Here is a 22,278-nt window from a genome sequence, read left to right as displayed (position 1 = left end):
TCAGGCCTCCTGGGGATTGGTCTTTTCTGGGTTCTGATCGTCTTCTAACAAATTGTCCGGCGGATCGAAGGTCTTTGTTGTCCGAAGCACCGGGAATACGCGGCTCCACAGACCAACGGTTACAATCGCCCCGATCCCGCCCACGACGACGGCGGCGACCGGGCCAATCAGGAATGCGAGCGTGCCGGAGAAGAAATCTCCGCCTTCGTTGGAGGCGCTGATGGTGAGCAGGCTGACCGAGGAAACGCGCCCACGTTTGTCGTCTGGCGTATGCAACTGGATCAATGACTGGCGAATATACACACTGAACATGTCCGCTGCGCCGACGATGAACAGCATGGCCAGGCTGAGCGGCATGGATTTCGAAAGGCCGAAGACGATCGTCGCCACGCCAAAGATTGCCACAGCCCAAAGCATTTTCGGCCCAACGCCTGTCTTGATCGGGCGGAAAGAAAACCACAGCGCTGTCAGTGCCGCCCCGACCGCCGGAGCCATTGCGAGCTGGCTTAGTCCCGTCTCCCCCACTTGCAGGATATCGCGTGCATAGACCGGGAACAGGGCCGTGGCTCCGGCCAGAAAAACCGCGAGAAGATCGAGTGTGATTGCTCCGAGCACCATCTTATTGTGCACCACGTATTTCAGGCCGTCGACGATAGCTCCGATGGGCCGCTGGTCTTTTCGAACGGCGGGTTGAGGAACTTTGCCGATCAACGAAAGCGCGATCATTGATACAGCGAACAATCCAGTCGCGACCGCATAGGGAAGGGCAGGTTCGATAGAATACAGATATCCGCCGAGCGCGGGCCCTCCGATCATGCCGACTTGCCATGATATCGATGACAGTGCGATTGCCGTGGGCAAAATAGGCTTCGGCACGAGGTTGGGAGCGAGCGCGGAGAGGGCAGGCCCGGCAAACCCCCGCGCGATACCGAGCAGGACCGCGATGCCGAACAGGATGGGGATCGATATTGAGCCGGTCCAGGTGGACCACCCAAGTATGCCAGCGCAGATAAGCTGGAGAAGCACCGTCAGACGCCCGAGTGAACGCCGATCGAAACGATCCGCGGCCAGACCGGAAAACGGGGTCAGGATAAAGAGCGGCAGGAACTGCAGAAGCCCGATGAGAGCAAGCTGCCCGGATGCCTCGGCAATTGTCAGACCGGCATCGCGCGCGATGTTATAGGTTTGCCAACCGATGATCAGAAGCATGGCGTATTGTGCCAGCGTCATCGACAGGCGGCTCAGCCAGTAACAGCGGAAATTATGGATCCGAAAAGGATGTTGCGATGGATCGGTGCTGGTGTCGTTCACTCATGCGCCATGGCAGGACACAAGACGTCTGCCAAGCCAGCTATGCTACCTTAAAATGCAACGCCAACTTAGTGGCCGAGCGCGATTAGCGGTTCCGGCGCAGACGTGGGTTTGGCTGCAAAGTGTCGATAATGCTCATGAAATCGTCAAGGCGAATGATGCGTTCGAACTGGAAGCCAGCGCGGTTGTCGCGGGTCCAAATGACATAGGCTTCAATCCGCCCGACGACGGGAAGGCGAATGATTACGCGGTCGCCGCGCTTCAGTTTTTCCGCATCGTCGACCATGAAGCCGTGTGCGGACATGTTGCTGACGTGGAGATTCAGATCGCCGTGCGCAAAATGCTCCACGATCACCGGGAAATCGACCGGATGACGCGCCGCGCGGCGCAAATCGGTGACGCTTAAATTTGCTCCCGCTGACACGATTGCACGACCTCCATTATCATTCACTGCGATCCCTAATGCACCGCAAAGGCTGATAATTGGTAAATCGCAGGGAAAGCCGAGCCTCGGGTCCGTGTCAGCGGGTGACGATGGCGTGTTTCTTCTTGCCGAGACTTAGCTTTAATGCCTCACCCTTGGCAGGCGCGATTAGGAAACCGGGATCGCTTATGGCCTTGCCTTCGAGCTTGACCGCACCTTCGGTCAGCTTGCGCTTAGCCTCGCCATTCGATGCGGTGAAGCCCAGCTCTGTGAGCACCGCGCCTATCCGCATGCCCTCCGGTCCGACCGAAAGGGTCGGCAAGTCTTCGCCCGCCCCGCCACCGGCGAAGGTATCACGCGCTGTTGCTTGTGCGGCGCTTGCTGCATCGGCGCCGCGGACCATGGCGGTCACCTCATTGGCCAATATTTCCTTGGCCTGGTTGATTTCTGCCCCTTCGAGCGTCTCGAGACGGGCGATTTCCTCTAGCGGAAGATCGGTGAACAGCCGCAGGAAACGGCCGACATCGCGATCATCGGTGTTGCGCCAATATTGCCAGAAGTCATACGAAGGAAGCTGGTCCTCGTTAAGCCAGACGGCACCGGCGGCGGTCTTTCCCATCTTCGCGCCATCGGCGGTCGTTAGCAGCGGTGTCGTCAGGCCGAATAGTTCGTGCCCTTCCATCCGGCGACCGAGCTCCATCCCGTTGACAATGTTGCCCCATTGATCGCTGCCGCCCATTTGGAGTCTGCAATCATAGCGGCGCGCAAGTTCGAGGAAATCGTACGCTTGCAGGATCATGTAATTGAATTCGAGGAAAGTCAGCGGTTGTTCGCGGTCAAGCCTAAGCCTGACTGAATCAAAGGTCAGCATCCGATTAATGGTGAAATGTGGACCGACATCGCGAAGAAGTTCGACATAGCCGAGCTGTGAAAGCCATTCGTCATTATTCACCATGACCGCATCGGTAGGGCCATCGCCGAAGGTCAGCAGCTTTTCAAAAACAGTGCGGATCGAGGCGATATTGTCGTCGATCGCATCGGACGTCAGCAGTTTTCGGCTCTCGTCTTTTCCTGAAGGGTCGCCGACTTTGGTGGTTCCGCCACCCATGATGACGATCGGTTTGTGACCAGCCTGCTGCAATCGGCGCAGCATCATGATTTGTACAAGGCTGCCGACATGCAGGCTCGGCGCGGTCGCATCGAAGCCGATATACCCAGGGATCACCTGCTTGCTCGCCAGTTGATCCAGCGCGCCCGGATCGGTCACCTGGTGAATGTATCCCCGCTCATCAAGCAGGCGCAAAAGATCGGATTCGTAATTCTCGCTCATGGCGCAAGCGCTTAACAGCGGGGGCGGTGCTGGGGAAGGGCTTGCCCACCTGATCGCGCTCCGCAATAGGGACATCATGAACCCCTTGATGCTTCACCAGACATGCGATCTCGGACCGATCCGGGCGGTCACCGCTTCGATCACCCCGACCGAGGCCGGTTGCGAGGCGCAGTTTCGGCTCGACGGGCGAGCGGATGCGATCGTGCTTCCGCGTAAGGCGCAGCCGGAACGTATGGACAACCTCTGGAAGACGACTTGCTTCGAGATTTTCTGGCAACCGATCGGCGGATCGTCCTACCGCGAATTCAATCTGTCACCCTCGGGGCGTTGGGCCGCCTACGATTTCGACAGTTTTCGCGAAGGGATGCGCGACGCCCCGGTCGCTGCTATCACCGTTGATTGCTCACATGACGAAAGCGGGCTGGTCCTCAACGCGAGCATAGCGGCCAAGCTGCCTGATCCTGCGCAAGTCGCACTCAACGCAATTGTCGAGCACGAAGGCGGCGACCTCCAGTTCTGGGCGCTCGCTTTCCCACCGGGCAAGCCGGAGTTCCATTCCGAAGCATGCCGGCAGATGATCGTCGAACGGGCCTAGGCTGCGGCGTTGCCGAATGGCGAATTGAGCTGGACGATCTTCCAGTTAAGCAGCATCGCAAAGCTTACCCAGGCCAAATATGGCGCATTCAGCCATCCTGCGAGCTGTGAATATTGCGGCAGGACGACGAAGAGCGACAACACAGAAAGCCAAAGAAACACGTTCTCCAGCAATGCCCAGTCCGGTCGCTTGATCTTGAAGAAGAGCGGCGACCATCCGAGATGCAGGACGAAATTCACAGCGAATAGCGCGATAACGATATTGCGATCGGCGCTGGTGGGTGCGCCCACCCATGCAAGATAGAAACTCCAACCGGACAGGCCCAAAATCAGTGTCCAGGCAGGACCGAATGCCCAATCGGGCGGCTGCCAGCTGGGTTTGTTGAGGTTCCTGTACCACTCACCGATCTCGGTCAGGGCGCCTCCCGCTCCGCCTAGGATGATTGCCCAAAGGCCTGCGATGATTGCGGGGGTCCATTCCATGTTGATGGGCATAGGCCCATACCCGCGCAAATACCATTGCCTTTGACCGGCGGGTGTTCCAACCACGCTCCATGAAATTTGGAATCGACCGCCTACTTGCCGACCGGCAATTGCTCTCCGAACTTGATGGAAAACGCGTTGCGCTCGTCGCCCACCCCGCCAGCGTTACAGAGGACCTCACTCACAGCCTTGATGCGCTGATTGCGGCCGGTGTGAACGTCACCAGCGCGTTCGGCCCTCAGCATGGTTTGAAGGGTGATAAGCAGGACAACATGGTCGAGACCGCGGATGAAATCGATCCGCAATACGGCATCCCGATCTTTTCGCTCTACGGGCAGGTTCGACGTCCTACCGGTCAGATGATGTCGAGCGCCGACATTTTCCTGTTCGACCTGCAAGACCTCGGTTGCCGCATCTACACCTTTGTTACGACCCTGCTTTATATCCTTGAAGAAGCAGCAAAGGTTGGGAAAGAGGTATGGCTGCTCGATCGCCCCAATCCAGCCGGACGCCCCGTGGAAGGGACGATGCTTGTGCCCGGCCATGAAAGCTTCGTCGGCGCCGCGCCCATGCCCATGCGTCACGGACTTACCCTCGGCGAGATGGGTCACTGGTTTGTCGATCACTTCGGATTGGAGGTCGATTACCGTGTTGTTCAGATGGAGGGGTGGGAACATGATGGTCCTGGGCACGGCTGGCCGGTGGACCGGATATGGATAAACCCCTCACCCAACGCCGCCAACTTGAACATGGCGCGCGCCTATGCCGGAACGGTAATGATTGAGGGTGCGACCGTGAGCGAGGGCAGGGGCACGACGCGCCCGCTTGAGGTATTGTTCGGCGCGCCGGACATCGATGCCAAGACTGTTCTGGCAGAAATGCGGAAGCTTGCGCCCGATTGGCTGAATGGATGCATTCTGCGCGATTGCTGGTTCGAACCGACCTTCCACAAGCACGCAGGAAGTTTGTGTAACGCCCTGATGATCCACGCAGAAGGTCCACAATACGATCATGATGCGTTCAAGCCATGGCGGATGCAGGCGCTCGCATTCAAGGCGATCCGGCGGCTCTATCCGAACTATCCGATTTGGCGTGGCAACGAATTCAAATACGAATACACTGAGAACGTCTTGGCTATAGACGTAATCAATGGCGGGCGATCACTTCGCGAATGGGTCGACGATCCGAACGCCGCACCGGATGATCTCGATGCGCTTGCCTCGGCTGACGAGGCGGCGTGGGTGCAGATGGTACGCAGCCATCTGCTTTACTGAACTTCATCCCAGCTCAATGTAATTCCAGGTCTCAGCGTCCCATTGGAAAGCGACGCCAAACTCACGGTCAATCAAATGCAGCCAGTTGTCGTCGGCATTGAGCACCTTGCCGATCGCGACGTAGATCGGTCCCGTGCCACGCCTCTCGTCTTCGGCAATAGCTTCGTCCGTACCCCGAACACGCCATCCGCTATCGGGGTATTTGTCTCCTTCTCGCGCCATGTCTGGCTCTTCGCGGTAGATATAGTCAGCGTGACATCGCCCCTCCACGACACAGGAATCGACAAAACAGCGCTCCCAATACTCGCGATAGTCGGGCGTCACAGGGCGCGGATTATTCTTGTGAAAGGCCGTCGACACAACGTGGGTAAGTGGGACGCGGACCGGATCGCCCATCTTGATCTTGTCCAAGCTCGAAGGCTCGTTGTCGAGCGTCCCGATCGCATTGCCATCTTCGATGCGATCAATCAGGACCCACATTCGCTCGACATCATACTCGCCTTCGCAACCGGGTTGGTGGAAGATTGCTTTTACCCCGTCCTTTGGCTGGAGTGCGGCGAGTTCGTCAGGGTGCGGCATGAAGTAGGTGTAGGGGTTAGCCGCCGCTGTCGGACGGGGATCACTGAGTTCAACGCCATCGGGTAGCTCAATATAGCTCAATGACCCTGTTTCCGACTTAGTTCGCGCATTGCATCGTCCAGCCCCTCCAGCGTGAGCGGATACATGCGATTATCGACGAGTTCCTTCATCATCTTGGTCGATTGCGAATAGCCCCACTGCTTTTCGGGCACGGGGTTCAGCCATACAGTCGCCGGATAAGTGTTGGTCACACGTTGCATCCATACTGCGCCAGCTTCTTCGTTCATGTGCTCGACGCTGCCGCCCGGATGGGTGATTTCATACGGGCTCATCGCCGCATCTCCGACGAAGATGACCTTATAGTCATGCCCGTATTTGTGGAGCACATCCCAAACCTTCGTACGTTCCTGCCAGCGCCGCTTGTTATCCTTCCAGACGCCTTCGTACAGGCAGTTGTGGAAATAGAAGAATTCCAGGTTCTTGAATTCGGCATTGGCTGCACTGAACAGCTCTTCGCAGAGCTTGATGAAAGGGTCCATCGATCCGCCGACGTCGAGGAACAGCAGCAGCTTCACAGCATTGTGGCGCTCGGGCCGCATATGGATGTCGAGCCAGCCTTGTTTCGCCGTACCGTCGATCGTCGCGTCGAGATCTAGTTCGTCGGCTGCGCCTTCGCGTGCGAAACGCCGCAGGCGGCGTAGCGCCATTTTGATGTTGCGGGTGCCGAGTTCCTTCGTGCTGTCGAGGTTCTTGAACTCGCGCTTTTCCCAAACCTTGATCGCTCGCTTATGCTTGCTTTCGCCGCCGATCCGCACACCTTCAGGGTTGTACCCTGAATTGCCGAATGGCGATGTCCCGCCGGTGCCGATCCATTTGTTGCCACCTTCATGGCGCTTTTCCTGCTCGGCGAGGCGCTCTTTCAGCATCTCCATGATCTCGTCCCAGCTGCCGAGTTTCTCGATTTCGGCCATTTCCTCTTCGGTGAGGAACTTCTCGGCGACGTTCTTCAGCCAGTCTTCGGGGATATCGACCGGGTTTTGGCCGTAATCGGTCATCACGCCCTTGAAGACCTTGTGGAACACCTGGTCGAAACGGTCGAGCAGCCCTTCGTCTTTTACGAAGGTCGCGCGGCTCAGATAATAAAACGCCTCAGGGGTCTGCTCGATGACGTCTTTGTCCAGCGCCTCGAGCAACGTCAGGTGCTCCTTGAAGCTCGCGCCAATGCCTGCTTCGCGCAGCTCGTCCATGAAGTTGAAAAACATGCCGCCGGTGTAGCTTTGCAGGCGTGCTCTTTCCAGTCTTTTAGCGCCGACGATGACGGTCCCTTAAAGCTTCGCTAACCATCAACGCGTAACGCGGTGCACACAAGACAAACTTGCAAGGGTCGCAGCCGCAATGAAACCAATCGCCATCGACACAGCGGACGCAGCTGCGCTCGGAAATATCCCTGAAAGCTGCGGTGCCGTTACGGTCGGCTGTACCGATGTCGCAGGCGTGGTCGCGGCCGTTATCCAGTCTTCGGAGAAGCTGCGCGAAGAACACGAGGCCCTGCGGGGGACGGTTCAGGCGCTCGAAGCGGATCAGGAAAAGGTTGCCGAGGCGAGCGACGAAGCGCGTTTGCTGTCCGAGCGCGCAATCGAGCGATTGGGAGAGGGAACATCCCTGATCCAGGCCTCGCTTAACCAAATCAACGGGCTGCTCGACCTGGTCGACACGCTAGGCCAGCACGTGACGAGCTTTTCCGCTGCGATGGAGCAGGTGCGGCGGAGTGCTCAGGATATCGATGACATTGCAGAAACGACCAATATCCTCGCGCTCAATGCCACTATCGAGGCGATGCGGGCAGGCGAAGCTGGGCGGACATTTGCGGTGGTGGCAAGCGAGGTGAAGAGCCTCGCCAATGATACCCGCAAGGCAACGGAGGAAATCGCACAAACGGTCGAGGCGCTTGGCGGAGAAGCGAACGAGGTCATCGGCCGCATCGAGGCCGGGTCCCAGGCGAGCAGTGAAGCGAAAGCGTCTGTAGCGCGGATTGAAACAACCATCAGCAGTGTCGGCGAACTCGTGGAAGAGGTCGACAAACAAAACGACGTGATTGCTCGCTCCACTGGAACGATCAGCAAACACGTCGGTGCGGTACAGGATGTTCTCATCAGCTTCGACCAGGCGGCGCGCGAGAACGAGGAAAAGCTCGAAGGCGCGCATCACAAGATGGGGGATCTGGAGCTGACGGCGAGCGAGATGTTCGACCGGATCGTCCATGCCGGCCTTTCACCGCAAGACAGCGTCATGGTTGAAAAAGCGCAGGACATCGCCGCGCAGGTCAAACAGCATGCCGAAGAAGCGATTGCGTCAGGAGCACTGCCCAAAGATGCGCTGTTCGATACGGTGTATGATGAAATTCCGGGTAGCAATCCGAAGCGATATCGCACCGCGCTGACCGATTGGGCGCATGCAGAATGGCGCAATTTCCTGGATCAGGCGAAGGCTGGTAGCGACAACGTTATAGCTGCCGCGTGCACCGATCTGAACGGGTACCTGCCAACCCATCTGACCGATCGATCACGGGAACCGACCGGCGACATCACCCACGATACGCAGTTCTGCCGCAACGGCCGCATCATTTTCGATCCGATCGACAGGCGCGCCAAGGGGAGTGACGCCCCGTACATGATGGCGGTCTATCGGCAGGAGGGCGACGGCGAAAAATATCTCGTTGTTCGCAATGTCTACGTGCCGCTGGTCATCAATGGCCGCCGCTGGGGCGATTTCGAGCTGGCTTACACGTTTGACTGATTGCGCGTCGGTCTTCGCCATTCTGGCGAACCGGGGCCAGCCTCAAGAACGGTCATCGCATCCGGAAACGGTGCCCATGTGGGGGCGCTTGGCCCCCAGATGATCAGGCTCGGTGGACATATCTCCGGGTCGTCCAACGTGCCCGCACGCACGCGCATCGGCTGTTCAGGGCCTTTGACCGTTTCACTATAAAGTTGCGATCCGCATTCTGTGCAAAAGCCGCGCTCAACGGTATTGCCGCTATCAGCCACCCGCTGGATGGTCGTTATCGGCCCGGTGTATTCGACTGCGGAGGCTGGAAAGAGCACGTTGACCGTTGCCATGCCGGAGGCGATCCGCTGACAGTCGCGGCACCAGCAATAGCGCGCGCCTAGAGGCTCTGCGGTGATGGTGAACTTTACCGCGCCGCAGAAACATCCGCCCTTATGCGGCATCAGGTCGGGTTGCGGCGCGCCATGAATGCGAGCCGTTCGAACAGCATCACGTCCTGCTCATTCTTCAGCAGCGCACCGTGCATTGGCGGGATCGCGCTGTTCGGGTTGGAATCCTGAAGCACCTCAAGCGGCATGTCTTCGTTGAGCAGCAGCTTAAGCCAGTCGAGCAATTCGCTGGTTGACGGTTTTTTCTTCAGACCAGGCACCTCGCGCAACTCGTAGAAAATATCCATCGCCTTCTTGACCAGGGTTTTCTGGATGCCGGGATAGTGGACATCGATGATCGACTGCATCGTCTCGCGGTCGGGGAACTTGATGTAGTGGAAGAAGCAGCGGCGCAGGAATGCGTCGGGCAGTTCCTTCTCATTGTTCGAAGTGATGACGACAATCGGGCGCTCTTTCGCTTCGATCCGCTCTTGCGTCTCGTAGACGTCGAAGCTCATCCGATCGAGCTCCTGCAGCAGGTCGTTCGGAAACTCGATGTCAGCCTTGTCGATCTCGTCGATCAGGAGGACGGGCAGTTCGGGAGCAGTGAAAGCCTCCCACAGCTTGCCCTTCTTGATGTAGTTGCGGATGTCGTGGACACGCTCTTCGCCGAGCTGGCCATCGCGCAGGCGTGCAACCGCATCATATTCGTACAGTCCCTGCTGCGCCTTGGTGGTCGATTTGACATTCCACTCGATCAGCGGCGCATTGATGGCTTTCGAAATTTCGTGGGCGAGCACGGTCTTGCCCGTGCCAGGCTCACCCTTAACCAATAACGGACGGCGCAAAGTCACCGCGGCATTGACCGCCACCTTAAGGTCATCGGTCGCGATGTAATCGCTGGTACCCTCGAAACGTTGCTGGCCATTGGGCTGATCGGTCATGGTATCCCTTCGATTGGTCCGTATTCGAAACTGAAATGCTGCGATGCGATAGGGCGCGCTGCCCGCCTGTGCAAGGGGGCGAATGCCTGCGCTATCTGATTCGAGAATGAGCCTTCGAAAGGGCCGCGTCCCTGATCCGGATAGGAAGCTTTTGGCAGATTTATTCGGCACGGCTGTAGCGATTGCCGCCCATTTCACGAATATGGATGAAAAGGAGGACGCATTATGCCGATGGATTCGTTGTCGATCTCGACCCCAGGCGGGCAAACGCTGTCGGGCTCGCTGGAATTGCCGACCGGTCTTGTCCGAGGAGCTGCCGTTTTCGCCCATTGCTTTACCTGCACGAAGCAGAGCCGCGCCGCGATAAGCGTGGCGCGGGCGCTGGCCCAGCAAGGGATCGCCTGCCTCCGTTTTGATTTTACCGGATTGGGCGGAAGCGATGGCGATTTCGGAAAAGCCGGATTCGCCACCGATATCGATGACCTTGTTGCCGCCGCCGAGCATTTGTTCGAACGGTTCGGAGACAAGCTCTTGCTGGTCGGGCACAGCCTAGGCGGCGCAGCGGTGCTTGCCGCCGCATCGAAGCTGGGCCGCGCGAAGGTCGCTGCCGTTGCAACCATCGGCGCGCCTTCGGACGTCCCCCATGTCCTGCACAATATCTCCGGCGATCTCGAAGCAATCGAGCGCGATGGCGAGGGTGAAGTCCTGATCGGAGGACGTGCGTTCAACTTGAGCGGCGATTTCCTGGAAAAGACCCGCTCGGTGGATTTGCTGGCCCTCGTGAAGGACCTGCGAATCCCGTATTTGGCACTTCATTCTCCTTCCGATGATATCGTCGGAATCGAGCACGCCAGCGCACTGTTTCAAGCGGCATTTCATCCGAAAAGCTTCGTCAGCCTCGCGGGCGCGGATCATTTGCTCACAAACCCGGTCGATGCCGAGTTCGCGGCGAGCGTAATCGCCAGTTGGGCCCACCGTTACCTGCCGCTGCGCGACGATTGGCCCATGCCCGAAGACGGCGTGGTGGTTCAAACCGGCCACGGCAAGTTCGGCACAGAGGTTCATACGAGCACGCACCGTTTCGTGGCCGATGAACCCAGGAGTTATGGCGGCGATGACACTGGTCCGACGCCGTACGATCTGCTCCTGGCAGCGCTGGGCACTTGCACGGCCATGACGATGAAAATGTACGCCGATCGGAAGGAGTGGCCGTTCGAGGGCGCCCGTATCCACGTCACCCATGAACGCAGTCACGCCGAGGATTGCGGGCACGCGCTGTCATCCGAAGAGGACAAAATGCCAGCTCAGGCGCTTCATCGGGTTATCGAGGTGCTAGGCGATGACCTCACCGAAGACCAACGGCGGAAGATTATCGAGATCGCCGACAAGTGCCCGGTCCACAAGACACTGGAAGGGCATCTGCATATTCATACGGATAGCTGACCTTCAAGAGGCGAGTTTTGGAAGGGGGTTATAGGAGACCCACAACGGCCGAGATCCTCGCTACAATCGCGAGGCGGCAGACGAGATAACCAAAAGCAAATTGACTAGGAAAGCAATAATGGTCGCCGCGCGCCAGCCGCGGGAAGCTTGCGCCATGCCTCTGTCCCATGTCCACGCGCCGATTGCGCCTGTGACCAGGGCCGACAGAGCAATCGTTATCGCACCGTGCTGGTCAAGCAGCAGGATGAAGATTGCGAATAGAACGACAGTCTGGATAACGAATGCCCCTGTGAACCACACAATCGGGATCGGGCGGTACGAGGTATCCGGGACTTCCCAGTCGGGCAGCGAGCTGTCTGGCCGTGAGATACGGCGGTCGCCTGCCATTATGTCTTCTTCGCGCGGATTGGGATAGCGCGGCTTTTCCTCGTCAGGCATCGATCATGTCGCGGTCCATCTCACCGGCACGGTTCTGGATAAAGTTGAACCGGTGTTCGGGGTTTCGGCCCATCAATTGGTCGACGAGCTCTTTCACCGCTGCGCGGTCTTCGAATTCGGGCGGTAGCGTAATTCGGATCAGCGAACGCGTTTCGGGGTTCATGGTGGTTTCACGCAGCTGCTGCGGGTTCATTTCGCCGAGGCCCTTGAATCGGCCAACCTCGACATTCTTCCCCTTGAACACGGTCTGTTCGAGCTCGGCACGATGTTCGTCATCACGCGCGTAGCGGCTCTCCTTCCCTGCAGTCAGGCGATAGAGTGGGGGCTGGGCGAGGAACAAGTGCCCCTTGCGAACAAGATCGGGCATTTCCTGGAAGAAAAAGGTCATCAACAATGTAGCGATATGCGCGCCATCGACATCGGCATCGGTCATGATGATGACACGGTCATAACGCAGCGCCTCTGCATCGCAATCCTTGCGCGTGCCGCAGCCGAGCGCGAGGCCGAGATCGGCAATCTCGCTATTGGCGCGAATCTTTTCGGCGGTGGCGCTTGCCACATTAAGGATTTTGCCCCGGATCGGCAGGATCGCCTGCGTTTTGCGATCGCGTGCCTGTTTTGCGCTTCCGCCAGCTGAATCGCCTTCGACAATGAACAGCTCGGTCTCCGCGTCGGTTTCGCCCGAACAATCGGTAAGTTTGCCGGGCAATCTCAGTTTTTTGGCATTGGTCGCAGTCTTGCGCTTGATCTCGCGCTCCTGCTTGCGCCTGAGGCGTTCGTCCATGCGCTCCATGACCTCACCCAGCAGCGCCTTGCCGCGCTCCATATTATCGGTGAGGAAATGATCGAAGTGATCGCGGACGGCGTTTTCGACGAGGCGCGCGGCCTCGGGCGAGGTCAGCCGATCCTTGGTTTGCGACTGGAATTGCGGGTCGCGGATGAAAACGGACAGCATCACTTCGCCTCCGGTCATTACATCGTCGGCCGTAATGTCCTTTGCTTTTTTGGCGCCCGTCAATTCGCCGAACGCGCGGAGCCCCTTCGTCAGCGCGGCGCGCAGGCCCTGTTCGTGCGTTCCGCCATCGGGGGTGGGGACGGTGTTGCAATACCAGCTCGTCGAACCGTCAGAATAGAGCGGCCATGCCACGGCCCATTCGACCTTGCCTTGCGACTGACCGCCGGCGTTTTCGGGAAATTCCTGAGTGCCGGTAAAAGGCTGTGCCGTTACGCACTCGCGCGCGCCTACCTGTCCGGCCAGATGATCTGCGAGGCCGCCGGGGAATTTGAAGCTCGCTTCGGCCGACACGTCTTCGTTGGCAAGGCTCTCGGCGCATTTCCACCGGATCTCGACGCCAGCAAACAGATACGCCTTGGACCGCGCGAGTTTGAACAACCGCTGCGGCTTGAATTTGCGGTCGCCGAAAATCTCGGTGTCGGGTGTAAAGCTGACCTGCGTCCCGCGCCGGTTCGGCGCCGCGCCGATTTTCTCGATCTTTCCGAGCGTCTGACCCTTCGCAAACTCCTGTGCGTAAAGGTGCTTGTCGCGGGCGACCTCGACGCGTGTGTGAGATGATAGCGCGTTTACGACGCTGATCCCGACTCCGTGCAGCCCGCCGCTTGTGGCGTAGGCTTTGCCTGAGAACTTGCCGCCGGAATGCAGTGTCGAAAGGATGACTTCGAGCGTCGATTTACCAGGAAACTTCGGATGTTCATCGACGGGGATACCGCGGCCATTGTCGGAAATCGTCAGGCGGTTGCCTTCCCCCAGCCGCACCTCGATGCGGTTCGCGTGACCTGCCACAGCCTCGTCCATGGAATTGTCGAGTACCTCGGCAGCGAGGTGATGCAGCGCGCGGTCGTCCGTACCGCCGATGTACATTCCCGGCCTGCGCCGAACCGGCTCCAACCCTTCGAGAACTTCGATGGAAGAGGAATCGTAATCACCGCTCGATGTCGGCGTGTTTTCAAACAGATCGTCGGACATGCTTCCGATATGGAGTGCCGAGCGCACTCCCACAAGCGCGCGCGGATGTGTTTTGCGCCGCTTTAATTGCCGAACGTCGAAGGTGCTGCGTCGACCGCAACCACACCATCGCTGCGCACTTCACGCACTTCGAGCATGCGCTGAGCCACGCCGTCGCGGCCGAAGCGGAAGGCCCCATCCACGCCGAGGAACCCGCCGCGATCGTACAATTCGTTCTTCGGGAAGTTGTTGCCGACCCGCCAATCGCGGGCGACCCGCAACGTCAGAAGCACCGCATCGTATCCCAGCGTCGCGATGCGATAGGGCCGCGCGCCGAAACGCGATTCATAGCTGTCGGCAAAGCGGCGGTAGCGCCCGTCCGAAACCGCGGAGAACAATGCGCCGTCGACCGCACTGGAGCGGGTCAGGACCGACTCGCCGCTCCACAGTTCGGTGCCGAGCAAGCGGGTCCCGCTCGCTCCACCGCTTTTCAGTTCGCCTGCCGCCTGAACGGCAAGGCGCGCTCCATCGGCGATAAGGACGGTGTCGTACCCGCCGGCCTGACGCAGACGCTGCGCCGCGCTGACGATGGATGTGTTGCCGCGTGCGTAGCGCGCTGACCCGATGAGAGTACCACCGTAATCGTTCAGAGCATTTTTGAGCGCATCGAAAGAACGCTGGCCGTAATCACCCTCCGGGACCAGTGCCGCAAAGCTGTTCGATCCGCGTTCGCGAGCATATTGCACGGTGCGCCGGATCGACTGTTCGGGAATGTGGCCCATCACCAATACATCGGAGCTGGCAGCATTCACATCGTTCGAGAACGCGATCGCGGGAACGTTGGCGCTGCTTGCGGCGGCGCGAACGGCGGGAACGTTTTCGGAGAGCAGCGGACCGAGGATCAGCTTGTTGCCATCGGCAATGGCCTGCCGCGCAACCTCTGCCGCACCGCGCGACGTATCGTATGTCGTGATGCGGAGGTTGTTCGCGTTGGTATCGAGCAGCGCCATCGTCGTTGCATTGGCGAGCGATTGTCCGACGTCGGCTGTATTGCCCGACATCGGCACCAGCAGCGCGACGCGGTGACGGGTCGCATCGGTCGGCAACGCGGTTGCACTGGGCTCTGGCGTTGGTCCAACATCAGGTCCAGGCGCTCCGGTGCCGGTTTTCGGAATGACCGCGCACCCGCCCAGCAGAGCCGCCGTGCCTGCGATCGTCAGGACACGCTTGTTGAACACGTGTCCGAAAGCGCGCGAAAGTCTTGCGTGCGTAAGCTTCATTCTTGCCGACCCCTGATCGCTGCTCCATGGATGGCTTCTCATGGAGACGCCTCAACCTGAATCAGCCCTTGGTGAACCATTGGATGCCGGGCTTTATATTGTCGCCACGCCGATTGGCAATCTTGGCGATATAACGGTGCGTGCTGTCGATGTGCTGCGGGGGTGTGAGCTGATCGCGTGCGAAGATACGCGGGTTACCGGAAAATTGCTGAAACATTGCGGTGTTTCGACACGGATGCAGCGATACGATGATCACGCATCGGATCGACAACGCGCGGCTTTGATCGACCAGGCGCGCACTCAACCGGTGGCGTTGGTGAGCGATGCCGGAACGCCGCTCGTCTCCGATCCGGGTTACCGATTGGTGCGCGATGCCCGCGAGGCTGGCGTGGCCGTGACCAGCCTTCCGGGAGCTTGCGCGGCCATTACAGGACTCACACTGGCAGGGCTCCCAAATGATCGTTTCCTGTTCGCGGGGTTCCTACCGGTCAAAGAGAAGGCACGCGGCGATGTGCTAGCAGAATTGAGCGGGATCGCAGCGACGCTCGTTTTCTACGAAACCGGCCCGAGACTTGAGCGCAGCCTTCGTGCCATCTCCGATTTGTGGCCAACGCGAGATGTGGCCGTGGCGCGGGAGCTGACGAAGCTGCATGAGGAATGCCGAACGGGTACAGCGCAGGAATTGGCGCAGCATTACGCCGAGCATCCGCCAAAGGGTGAGATCGTCCTGTTGGTCGGTCCCCCGACGGGTGGCACCGCCGAATACGATTGCGATGCGTTGCTTGCAGAAGCGCTGGCCGATTTCAGCCCCAGCAAGGCAGCGGGGATCGTCGCCAAGGCCACGGGGCTGGACCGAAAAGAGCTTTATTCTAGAGCGGTGGAGCTCAGGAACCAGTGACGGCCAAGCGGGAAGTCGCGGAGCGCCGTGGGCGCGAAGGCGAAGCGCAGGCTGCGCAGTGGCTGGCCACGCAAGGCTGGCGTATTCTTGCCCAACGGGTGAAGACGCCGCTTGGCGAGATCGATCTCATCGCACGCAGAGAGGGCCTGACCGCCTTTATTGAGGTCAAATGGCGGAAGCGGGCGAGTGATCTCGGCGATGCGATCGACGAACGCCGCATCTTGCGCGTCGCCGCTGCTGCAGAAGCGGTTGCGCACGAATACGCGGAGCCTGATGACGATTTGCGAATCGATGTGATCCTGCTTGCACCGGGCACGCGGCCGCGCCACATCACGAACGCGTTTCAACCGTAAGAGGATTCCCGCATGAGCCTGCGCGTCGCGGTCCAGATGGACCCAATCGAAGACATCAATATCGCCGGGGATTCGTCGTTCGCGTTGATGCTGGCTGCGCAGGAGCGCGGCTATTCGGTGTTCGAGTACCACGTCGAAAGCCTGACGCTCGATGCCGACGACCGTCTGTTTGCCCAGTGTTTCCCGGTGAAGCTACAGCGGGTAAAGGGCGACCATGTCAGCAAAGGTGAGGCGCAACGCCTGGATCTCGGCAAGGATATCGATGTCATCCTGATGCGGCAGGACCCGCCGTTCCACATGGGCTATATCACCGCGACCCATATGCTGGAGCGCATCCAGGACGAAACGCTCGTGGTCAACGATCCGGCCAATGTGCGCAATTCGCCCGAGAAGGTGATGGTGCTCAACTACCGCCGCTTCATGCCGCCGACTTTGGTCACGCGCTCACCCGACGAGGTGAAGCGCTTCATCGCTGAGCACGGAGCGGTGGTCGTCAAACCGATCCACGGCAATGGCGGCAAGGCAATCTTCCGCATTCCCGAAAGCGGCGACAACCTCACCGCGCTATTCGAGGTCTTCAACCAGACCTGGCCCGAACCGCACATGGTCCAGCCGTTCCTCCCCGAAGTGGCCGAGGGGGACAAACGGATCGTGCTTGTTGATGGCGAAATTGCAGGCGCAATCAACCGGATACCGGGCGAAGGTGAGTTTCGCTCGAATCTTGCAATGGGCGGAAGCGCTGAAGCGACTGAGCTGACGGCACGCGAACGCGAAATCTGCGAGGCGATGGGACCAGAGCTGAAGCGTTTGGGCCTGACCTTTGTCGGTATCGACGTGATCGGCGGCAAATGGCTGACCGAGATCAACGTGACTTCGCCCACGGGGATCGTGGCAATCGACCGGTTTAACGGGACCGATACGGCGGGAATGATCTGGGACGCGATTGAGGCGCGACTCGAAAGTTAGATCTGCCTTTAAGCTACTGCGGGGAAATGTGTTCGGTCCACATGATGTGGGGGGAGCGGATATGAGCTAAGTCGCAATGCGGATAGCTGTGACCACCATGGTTTCCCTAGCCATTCCCCAGTTTGGAGCTTTCCTTCGGCACTCCTGCCAAACGTAATCTAACTCGACATGTCGCCCCACCACATATTCTTCATCGAGTAAATGACCTACAGGGGTCACATAGCGAGGAAACCGATGCAGTGAGTCATCCGCGCACCTAAACTCAAACTCTGGCCAGTCGTTCATGCCCGCCATGTAAACACGGGTTATCTCGCCACGCATGGTGTGCAGCGGCAACGTGCTGTTTTCAACGTGCTGCCACCACTGCTCGGAGCCGAACAAGCCGTGGGTCGGTTCGATGCCATAGTGTTCGGTCGTTAGGGTCGCCTCTTGCACATTCGAGATCTCTTTCAGGTCTTGCCTGAGATCATAGACTTGAAGCCAGCTCATACCGTTTTATGCCCATATGAGATCACGTCCGCAACGGGTCGTTAGCGGAATGGCAGCTATTAGAGGTTGGTCATTTCTTCTTCGCCCTAGGATGCGCATCGCGATAGCTTTCCAGCAAGCTCGCTGCATCGACCTTCGTGTAAATCTGCGTCGAACCCAGCGATGCGTGGCCGAGCAATTCCTGCAGAGACCGCAAGTCCGCGCCTGCGCTCAGCAGATGTGTTGCAAACGAGTGCCGCAGCGCGTGCGGCGTCGCGGTATCGGGCAGGCCCAGCGCGCGGCGAGCCTTCGCCATCGCTTTTTGCACCATGCCTTGCGAGAGCGCGCCGCCCTTTGCCCCGCGAAACAGCGGCTCCTTGGCCGATAGCGGGTAGGGGCACGCTTTGGCATATTCGGCCACCGCGTCCCGCGTAATCGGGAGCACCGGCACGATGCGCTGCTTGCCGCCTTTGCCGGTGACCTGCAACGTCTCGCCGAGGGGTACATCGCGGCCTTGAAGTGAAAGTGACTCGGCGATGCGCAAGCCTGATCCGTACATCAGCAGCAGAACCGCCCGGTCACGAGCACCGATCCAGTCCTCGCTCGCGGTACCCTCGATCATATCGGCAAGATTGAGCGCTTCCTCAGGCGTGACAGGGCGCGGCAGGCCTTTCTTGAGCCTCGGTCCGCGCATACGCGGCGCAGAAGGATCGGGATCGCCGGTTTCACTACGAGCAAACGCGATCAGGGATTTAAGCGCAGACAGTTCGCGGGCCGCGCTCGGATTGGCGAGCCCCTCTGCCCGGCGCGAGGCGAGATGCGCGCGCAGATCGTGCGCCTCCAGCGCGGCGATGTCCGCAAAGCTCGAGACGTTCCTTCCGTCGATCAATTTCCGGGCGGCGAGGCAATAGGCGCGCACGGTATGCGGAGATCGGCGCAGATTTTCGGTAAGATGCAACCGCCAAGTGCTCAAGACGTCCGCGCGGCTCAAGTTGTCACCAGCGCATCGGCGACGATTTCCGCCAGCAATCCATCCAGAAGCGGGCGACCTTCCGCACTCACACCTAGACGTGACCCAACCTGCCACAGCAGACCCTGATCGGTGTATTGCGCTACTTTGTGCGGGACTACGAGATCTGTCTGCGGGATGCCGAAACGCGCCTCCAAATGGGCGATGTCGAGACCTTCTCTCAGCCTGAGTCCCATCAGCAGTGCTTCGCTTGCCTTCTCTGGTGCCGCGAGCAATCGCTGTTCGGCAACACCGTGTCCGCGCTGGGCCACGGCACTGAGGAAGTTCTCCGGCTTTTTGTGCCGCAAGGTCGCAAAACCCCCGCGCCGCCCGTGCGCGCCGGGGCCGATTCCGGCATAGTCCTGATAACGCCAATAGGTGAGATTGTGGCGGCCCTCCTCGCCAGGGCGGGCGTGGTTGCTGGTTTCGTAGGCAGGCAGCCCAGCGGCTTCGGTTCTCTGCTGCGTCAGCGCAAATAGCTCGGCTGCTTCCTCGTCGTCCAGCGGTGCAAAGGCACCGCGCCTGACGTCTGTCGCGAACCGGGTGCCGGGCTCAATCGTCAGCTGGTAGAGAGAGAGGTGCGAGGATCCGAAATCCAGCGCCTGCTCAAGCTCCGCGGACCATTTCTGGCAAGTCTGTCCGGGGAGGGCATAGATCAGGTCGAAACTCACCCGTTCGAAATGCTCTCCTGCCGTCCGCAAAGCAGCCCGCGCTTCGTCCGCTCCATGAAGGCGGCCGAGCCATTTGAGCGTATCGTCATCCAGCGATTGTACACCGAGCGACACCCGATTGATTCCTGCCGCGGCGAGGTCGGCGAAATTGGCAGCCTCTACCGAAGAGGGGTTGGCCTCCAGCGTGATCTCGATATTCGGGTCGAAACCCCACACTTCCTGCGCTTCGCAAAGCAGAACCTCGACCAGGCGCGGCGGCATCAGTGAGGGCGTTCCTCCGCCGAAGAAAATCGAGGTAAGTGTTTCACCTCCAGTTTGCGTTGCCTCCGCGCGCATGTCGGCCAGCAGAGCGGCCTGCCATGCCTCCATGTCGACACGCTCGCGGACATGCGAGTTGAAGTCGCAATAGGGGCACTTCTTCTCGCAAAAGGGCCAGTGAATGTAGAGAGCTCGTGCCACCTTTCGACTTTATGCGAAGGGGCGGAGGAAAGCCAACCGATCCGTTAGACGCATTCCCAAACCGGGTGAGGTACCGGCGGTTCCGCAATCGCGGTGAGCGGTTTTGACTAACCGAAATAAAGCATGTTGGTTCAGGCCAAATTAGACATGTGGGGTCGATAAAAATTCCATGAAAACAGGTCGCGTAATTCTGCGCTCTTCAAGCGTGTTCGCCGTTTCGGTTTCTCTCCTGCTCACAGGGTGTGGGGGCGGCGGGTCTTCATCTGGTGCTGGCACAGCCGTTGCGGCAGCACCACTACCTGGCGCATCCCCTGCACCCAGTCCCGCGCCTACGCCCGCTCCTTCGCCTGCCCCTTCTCCCACACCATCGCCTTCACCGACAACCGGGACAGCATCCACCCGCCAGGAACAGATGCTCCAAGTGATGCTGCGCGATCACAACAGAGCGCGCGAAGAGGTGGGCGTTCCGGACCTTGTGCTGGACGATAACCTCAGCCGCGACGCGCTCGCTTATGCGGAGGAGTTGGCGGCGTCCGGCCGGTTCGAACACAGCCCGGGCACCGCACGGCCCGACCAAGGTGAAAACCTATGGGCAGGCACTGAGAGCGCCTTCAGTTTCGAAGAGATGGCGGCGGGCTGGATCGACGAAAAGCAATATTACATTCACGACAGCTTTCCCTATGTCAGCACCACGGGCCGCTGGCAGGATGTCGGTCATTATACGCAGATCATCTGGCGGGACACGGCGAGGCTGGGCTGCGGGATCGCCACCGGGACTGGCCGCGATTATCTCGTCTGCCGCTATTCGCCGCAAGGAAATATCGTCGGCCAATTCGCTTATTGATCAGCCCGTGAACTGGTCCGCGACCAGTTTTGCAAAGGCATCGGCGCGATGGCTGATCGCGTGTTTTTCAGTTGGGTCGATCTCCGCGAAGGTTTGCTTCCGACCGTCCGGGATGAAGACCGGATCATAGCCAAACCCCATTTTGCCGCGGGGAGGCCAAGTCAGCGATCCGGGACACTTGCCTTCGTAAATGGCGTGCTCGCCATCGGGCCAGGCAATGGCGAGAACGCAGTGAAACGCCGCCGTGCGGTCGGTGTCGCGGCCGAGTTGCTGCAACATGCCCTCGACCTTGCCCATCGCCATATACCAGTCGCGGCCCGGCTCCCCTTCGAACCATTGCCGCTCCGCCCAATCAGCGGTGTATACCCCAGGACGGCCATCGAGTGCTTCGACACTCAGGCCGCTATCGTCGGCGAGCGCGGCCAAACCCGAGGCTTCTGCCGCCGCGCGCGCCTTTATCAGGGCGTTCTGGGAAAAAGTGGTCCCGGTTTCGGGAGGCTCAGGCAGTCCGAGCGACCCCGCCGAGATACATTTCATACCGTACGGGTCGAGCAGCGCCGAGATTTCTTTCAACTTGCCTGAATTGTGGGTCGCAATAACCAGTGACCCGCCGCCCAGCCGCCGTCTCATTTTGTGGCTTCCAGCTGTTTGGCGAAGATGTCGTCGCAGCCGATCCGCGCGAGGCGCAGGAGGCGCAGCAGGCCTTCCTCGTCGTAAGTTGCTCCCTCGGCAGTGGCCTGCACTTCGGCGATCTGGCCGCCTTCGATCAGAACAAAGTTTGCATCGGCCTCTGCGCTTGAGTCTTCCGGGTAGTCCAGATCGAGCACCGGCGTGCCGTTGTAGATGCCGCAGGAGATCGCCGCGACCTGACCGGTGATCGGATCTTCCTTGATATCGCCGCCTTTCATCAACCCGTTGACCGCAAGCCGCAGCGCTATCCATGCACCAGAGATGGATGCGGTGCGCGTTCCGCCATCGGCCTGGATTACGTCGCAATCGAGCGTGATCTGGCGCTCGCCAAGTTTCTTCAAGTCAACCACGGCGCGCAGGCTGCGACCGATCAGGCGCTGGATTTCCTGCGTCCGGCCGCTTTGCTTGCCGCGTGCGGCCTCGCGGCTGCTGCGGGTATGGGTCGAGCGGGGGAGCATCGAATATTCGCCGGTGACCCATCCTTCGCCTTTTCCGCGCAGCCAAGGCGGAATACGTTCTTCGATGCTGGCTGTGCAAAGGACGCGCGTGTCACCAAAACTGATGAGGCAGGATCCCTCTGCATGCTTGGTAAAACCGGTTTCGATCGTGATGGCGCGCATTTCGTCGGGCGCGCGTCCTGATGGGCGCATGGGAAAGCTCCTGAGTGAGTTCGATTCGTGTCTTGCCGCGCGGTGTGGCTGG

General features: G+C 59.6%; 24 protein-coding genes. 8 read left to right on the top strand and 16 right to left on the bottom strand.

The window, feature by feature from the left end; genetic code table 11:
- From KCG45_RS13010 to tyrS, 3 genes are all read right to left on the bottom strand, one after another.
- Positions 1-1,269, bottom strand: coding sequence for an MFS transporter (locus KCG45_RS13010; RefSeq protein WP_369410805.1), 1,269 nt, complete (start codon positions 1,267-1,269; stop codon positions 1-3).
- A gap of 127 nt (positions 1,270-1,396) precedes the next feature.
- Positions 1,397-1,735 (bottom strand): PilZ domain-containing protein, encoded by a 339-nt coding sequence (locus KCG45_RS13005; protein WP_218317743.1) that lies wholly within the window; start codon positions 1,733-1,735, stop codon positions 1,397-1,399.
- 97 nt (positions 1,736-1,832) lie between these two features.
- Positions 1,833-3,065 carry a tyrosine--tRNA ligase gene (tyrS, locus tag KCG45_RS13000; RefSeq protein WP_218317742.1) on the bottom strand — a complete coding sequence of 411 codons (1,233 nt, stop codon included), beginning with the start codon at positions 3,063-3,065 and terminating at the stop codon, positions 1,833-1,835.
- An 88-nt stretch (positions 3,066-3,153) separates the two neighbouring features.
- On the opposite strand from tyrS, the gene KCG45_RS12995 reads away from it, so the two are divergent.
- Entirely contained in the window at positions 3,154-3,660 is a 507-nt protein-coding gene (locus KCG45_RS12995) for a DOMON-like domain-containing protein (RefSeq protein ID WP_255548223.1), read from the top strand.
- On the opposite strand, the gene KCG45_RS12990 is transcribed toward KCG45_RS12995, so the two are convergent.
- On the bottom strand, positions 3,657-4,154 hold the full coding sequence (locus KCG45_RS12990; RefSeq protein WP_218317741.1) for a TspO/MBR family protein: 498 nt from the start codon (positions 4,152-4,154) through the stop codon (positions 3,657-3,659). The genes KCG45_RS12995 and KCG45_RS12990 overlap by 4 nt on opposite strands.
- 59 nt (positions 4,155-4,213) lie before the next feature.
- Between KCG45_RS12990 and KCG45_RS12985 the strand changes: the two genes are divergently transcribed.
- Positions 4,214-5,416: an exo-beta-N-acetylmuramidase NamZ family protein gene (locus tag KCG45_RS12985; protein WP_218317740.1), complete on the top strand. Its 1,203-nt coding sequence runs from the start codon at positions 4,214-4,216 to the stop codon at positions 5,414-5,416.
- Between the two features lie 3 nt (positions 5,417-5,419).
- Here the strand turns inward: KCG45_RS12985 and KCG45_RS12980 are convergent, their stop codons facing one another.
- Entirely contained in the window at positions 5,420-6,076 is a 657-nt protein-coding gene (locus tag KCG45_RS12980) for an immunity protein Imm33 domain-containing protein (RefSeq protein WP_218317739.1), read from the bottom strand.
- Complete coding sequence (locus KCG45_RS12975) at positions 6,073-7,257, bottom strand: vWA domain-containing protein (RefSeq protein WP_218317738.1); 1,185 nt, start codon at positions 7,255-7,257, stop codon at positions 6,073-6,075. The genes KCG45_RS12980 and KCG45_RS12975 overlap by 4 nt, the downstream gene beginning before the upstream one ends.
- A 133-nt stretch (positions 7,258-7,390) precedes the next feature.
- On the opposite strand from KCG45_RS12975, the gene KCG45_RS12970 reads away from it, so the two are divergent.
- Entirely contained in the window at positions 7,391-8,791 is a 1,401-nt protein-coding gene (locus KCG45_RS12970) for a methyl-accepting chemotaxis protein (protein ID WP_218317737.1), read from the top strand.
- On the opposite strand, the gene KCG45_RS12965 is transcribed toward KCG45_RS12970, so the two are convergent.
- Positions 8,776-9,225, bottom strand: a complete 450-nt coding sequence (locus tag KCG45_RS12965) for a GFA family protein (protein ID WP_218317736.1) — start codon at positions 9,223-9,225, stop codon at positions 8,776-8,778. The genes KCG45_RS12970 and KCG45_RS12965 overlap by 16 nt on opposite strands.
- Positions 9,225-10,094, bottom strand: a complete 870-nt coding sequence (locus KCG45_RS12960; RefSeq protein ID WP_218317735.1) for an AAA family ATPase — start codon at positions 10,092-10,094, stop codon at positions 9,225-9,227. The genes KCG45_RS12965 and KCG45_RS12960 overlap by 1 nt, the downstream gene beginning before the upstream one ends.
- A 225-nt stretch (positions 10,095-10,319) precedes the next feature.
- On the opposite strand from KCG45_RS12960, the gene KCG45_RS12955 reads away from it, so the two are divergent.
- Positions 10,320-11,537: a bifunctional alpha/beta hydrolase/OsmC family protein gene (locus KCG45_RS12955; protein WP_218317734.1), complete on the top strand. Its 1,218-nt coding sequence runs from the start codon at positions 10,320-10,322 to the stop codon at positions 11,535-11,537.
- Between the two features lie 60 nt (positions 11,538-11,597).
- Here KCG45_RS12955 and KCG45_RS12950 read toward each other — a convergent pair whose 3' ends face one another.
- The 3 genes from KCG45_RS12950 to KCG45_RS12940 form a co-directional block, all read right to left on the bottom strand.
- The gene (locus KCG45_RS12950; RefSeq protein ID WP_218317733.1) at positions 11,598-11,975 is read right to left on the bottom strand and encodes a hypothetical protein; all 378 of its coding nucleotides are present in this window, start codon (positions 11,973-11,975) and stop codon (positions 11,598-11,600) included.
- On the bottom strand, positions 11,968-13,959 hold the full coding sequence (parE, locus tag KCG45_RS12945) for a DNA topoisomerase IV subunit B (RefSeq protein ID WP_218317732.1): 1,992 nt from the start codon (positions 13,957-13,959) through the stop codon (positions 11,968-11,970). The genes KCG45_RS12950 and parE overlap by 8 nt, the downstream gene beginning before the upstream one ends.
- Positions 13,960-14,021: 62 nt before the next feature.
- Positions 14,022-15,218, bottom strand: coding sequence for a penicillin-binding protein activator (locus tag KCG45_RS12940; protein WP_218317731.1), 1,197 nt, complete (start codon positions 15,216-15,218; stop codon positions 14,022-14,024).
- 40 nt (positions 15,219-15,258) lie between these two features.
- Here KCG45_RS12940 and rsmI point away from each other — a divergent pair, with 40 nt between their 5' ends.
- From rsmI to gshB, 3 genes are read left to right on the top strand one after another with little or no spacing between them, the layout of a single operon-like run.
- Complete coding sequence (gene rsmI / locus KCG45_RS12935; protein ID WP_218317730.1) at positions 15,259-16,116, top strand: 16S rRNA (cytidine(1402)-2'-O)-methyltransferase; 858 nt, start codon at positions 15,259-15,261, stop codon at positions 16,114-16,116.
- On the top strand, positions 16,113-16,469 hold the full coding sequence (locus tag KCG45_RS12930) for a YraN family protein (protein WP_218317729.1): 357 nt from the start codon (positions 16,113-16,115) through the stop codon (positions 16,467-16,469). The genes rsmI and KCG45_RS12930 overlap by 4 nt, the downstream gene beginning before the upstream one ends.
- A 12-nt stretch (positions 16,470-16,481) precedes the next feature.
- Entirely contained in the window at positions 16,482-17,435 is a 954-nt protein-coding gene (gene gshB / locus KCG45_RS12925; protein ID WP_218317728.1) for a glutathione synthase, read from the top strand.
- 66 nt (positions 17,436-17,501) lie between these two features.
- Here the strand turns inward: gshB and KCG45_RS12920 are convergent, their stop codons facing one another.
- The 3 genes from KCG45_RS12920 to hemW all read right to left on the bottom strand — a co-directional run bounded on the left by KCG45_RS12920 (position 17,502) and on the right by hemW (position 20,042).
- On the bottom strand, positions 17,502-17,924 hold the full coding sequence (locus KCG45_RS12920) for an immunity protein RhsI2 family protein (protein WP_218317727.1): 423 nt from the start codon (positions 17,922-17,924) through the stop codon (positions 17,502-17,504).
- 70 nt (positions 17,925-17,994) lie between these two features.
- The gene (locus KCG45_RS12915; RefSeq protein ID WP_218317726.1) at positions 17,995-18,894 is read right to left on the bottom strand and encodes a tyrosine recombinase XerC; all 900 of its coding nucleotides are present in this window, start codon (positions 18,892-18,894) and stop codon (positions 17,995-17,997) included.
- Entirely contained in the window at positions 18,891-20,042 is a 1,152-nt protein-coding gene (hemW, locus tag KCG45_RS12910) for a radical SAM family heme chaperone HemW (RefSeq protein ID WP_218317725.1), read from the bottom strand. Before hemW ends, KCG45_RS12915 begins: the two co-directional genes overlap by 4 nt.
- Positions 20,043-20,454: 412 nt before the next feature.
- Between hemW and KCG45_RS12905 the strand changes: the two genes are divergently transcribed.
- Positions 20,455-20,886, top strand: coding sequence for a CAP domain-containing protein (locus KCG45_RS12905; RefSeq protein ID WP_218317724.1), 432 nt, complete (start codon positions 20,455-20,457; stop codon positions 20,884-20,886).
- On the opposite strand, the gene rdgB is transcribed toward KCG45_RS12905, so the two are convergent.
- Positions 20,887-21,516, bottom strand: a complete 630-nt coding sequence (rdgB, locus tag KCG45_RS12900; RefSeq protein WP_218317723.1) for an RdgB/HAM1 family non-canonical purine NTP pyrophosphatase — start codon at positions 21,514-21,516, stop codon at positions 20,887-20,889. It lies immediately after the preceding gene.
- Positions 21,513-22,226 (bottom strand): ribonuclease PH, encoded by a 714-nt coding sequence (gene rph / locus KCG45_RS12895; protein ID WP_218317722.1) that lies wholly within the window; start codon positions 22,224-22,226, stop codon positions 21,513-21,515. The genes rdgB and rph overlap by 4 nt, the downstream gene beginning before the upstream one ends.
- Positions 22,227-22,278 lie beyond the last annotated feature (52 nt).

This window comes from Erythrobacter ani (assembly GCF_019204025.1).
Classification (GTDB): Bacteria; Pseudomonadota; Alphaproteobacteria; order Sphingomonadales; family Sphingomonadaceae; genus Erythrobacter; species Erythrobacter ani.
This window is presented reverse-complemented; position numbering and strand designations above follow the sequence as displayed.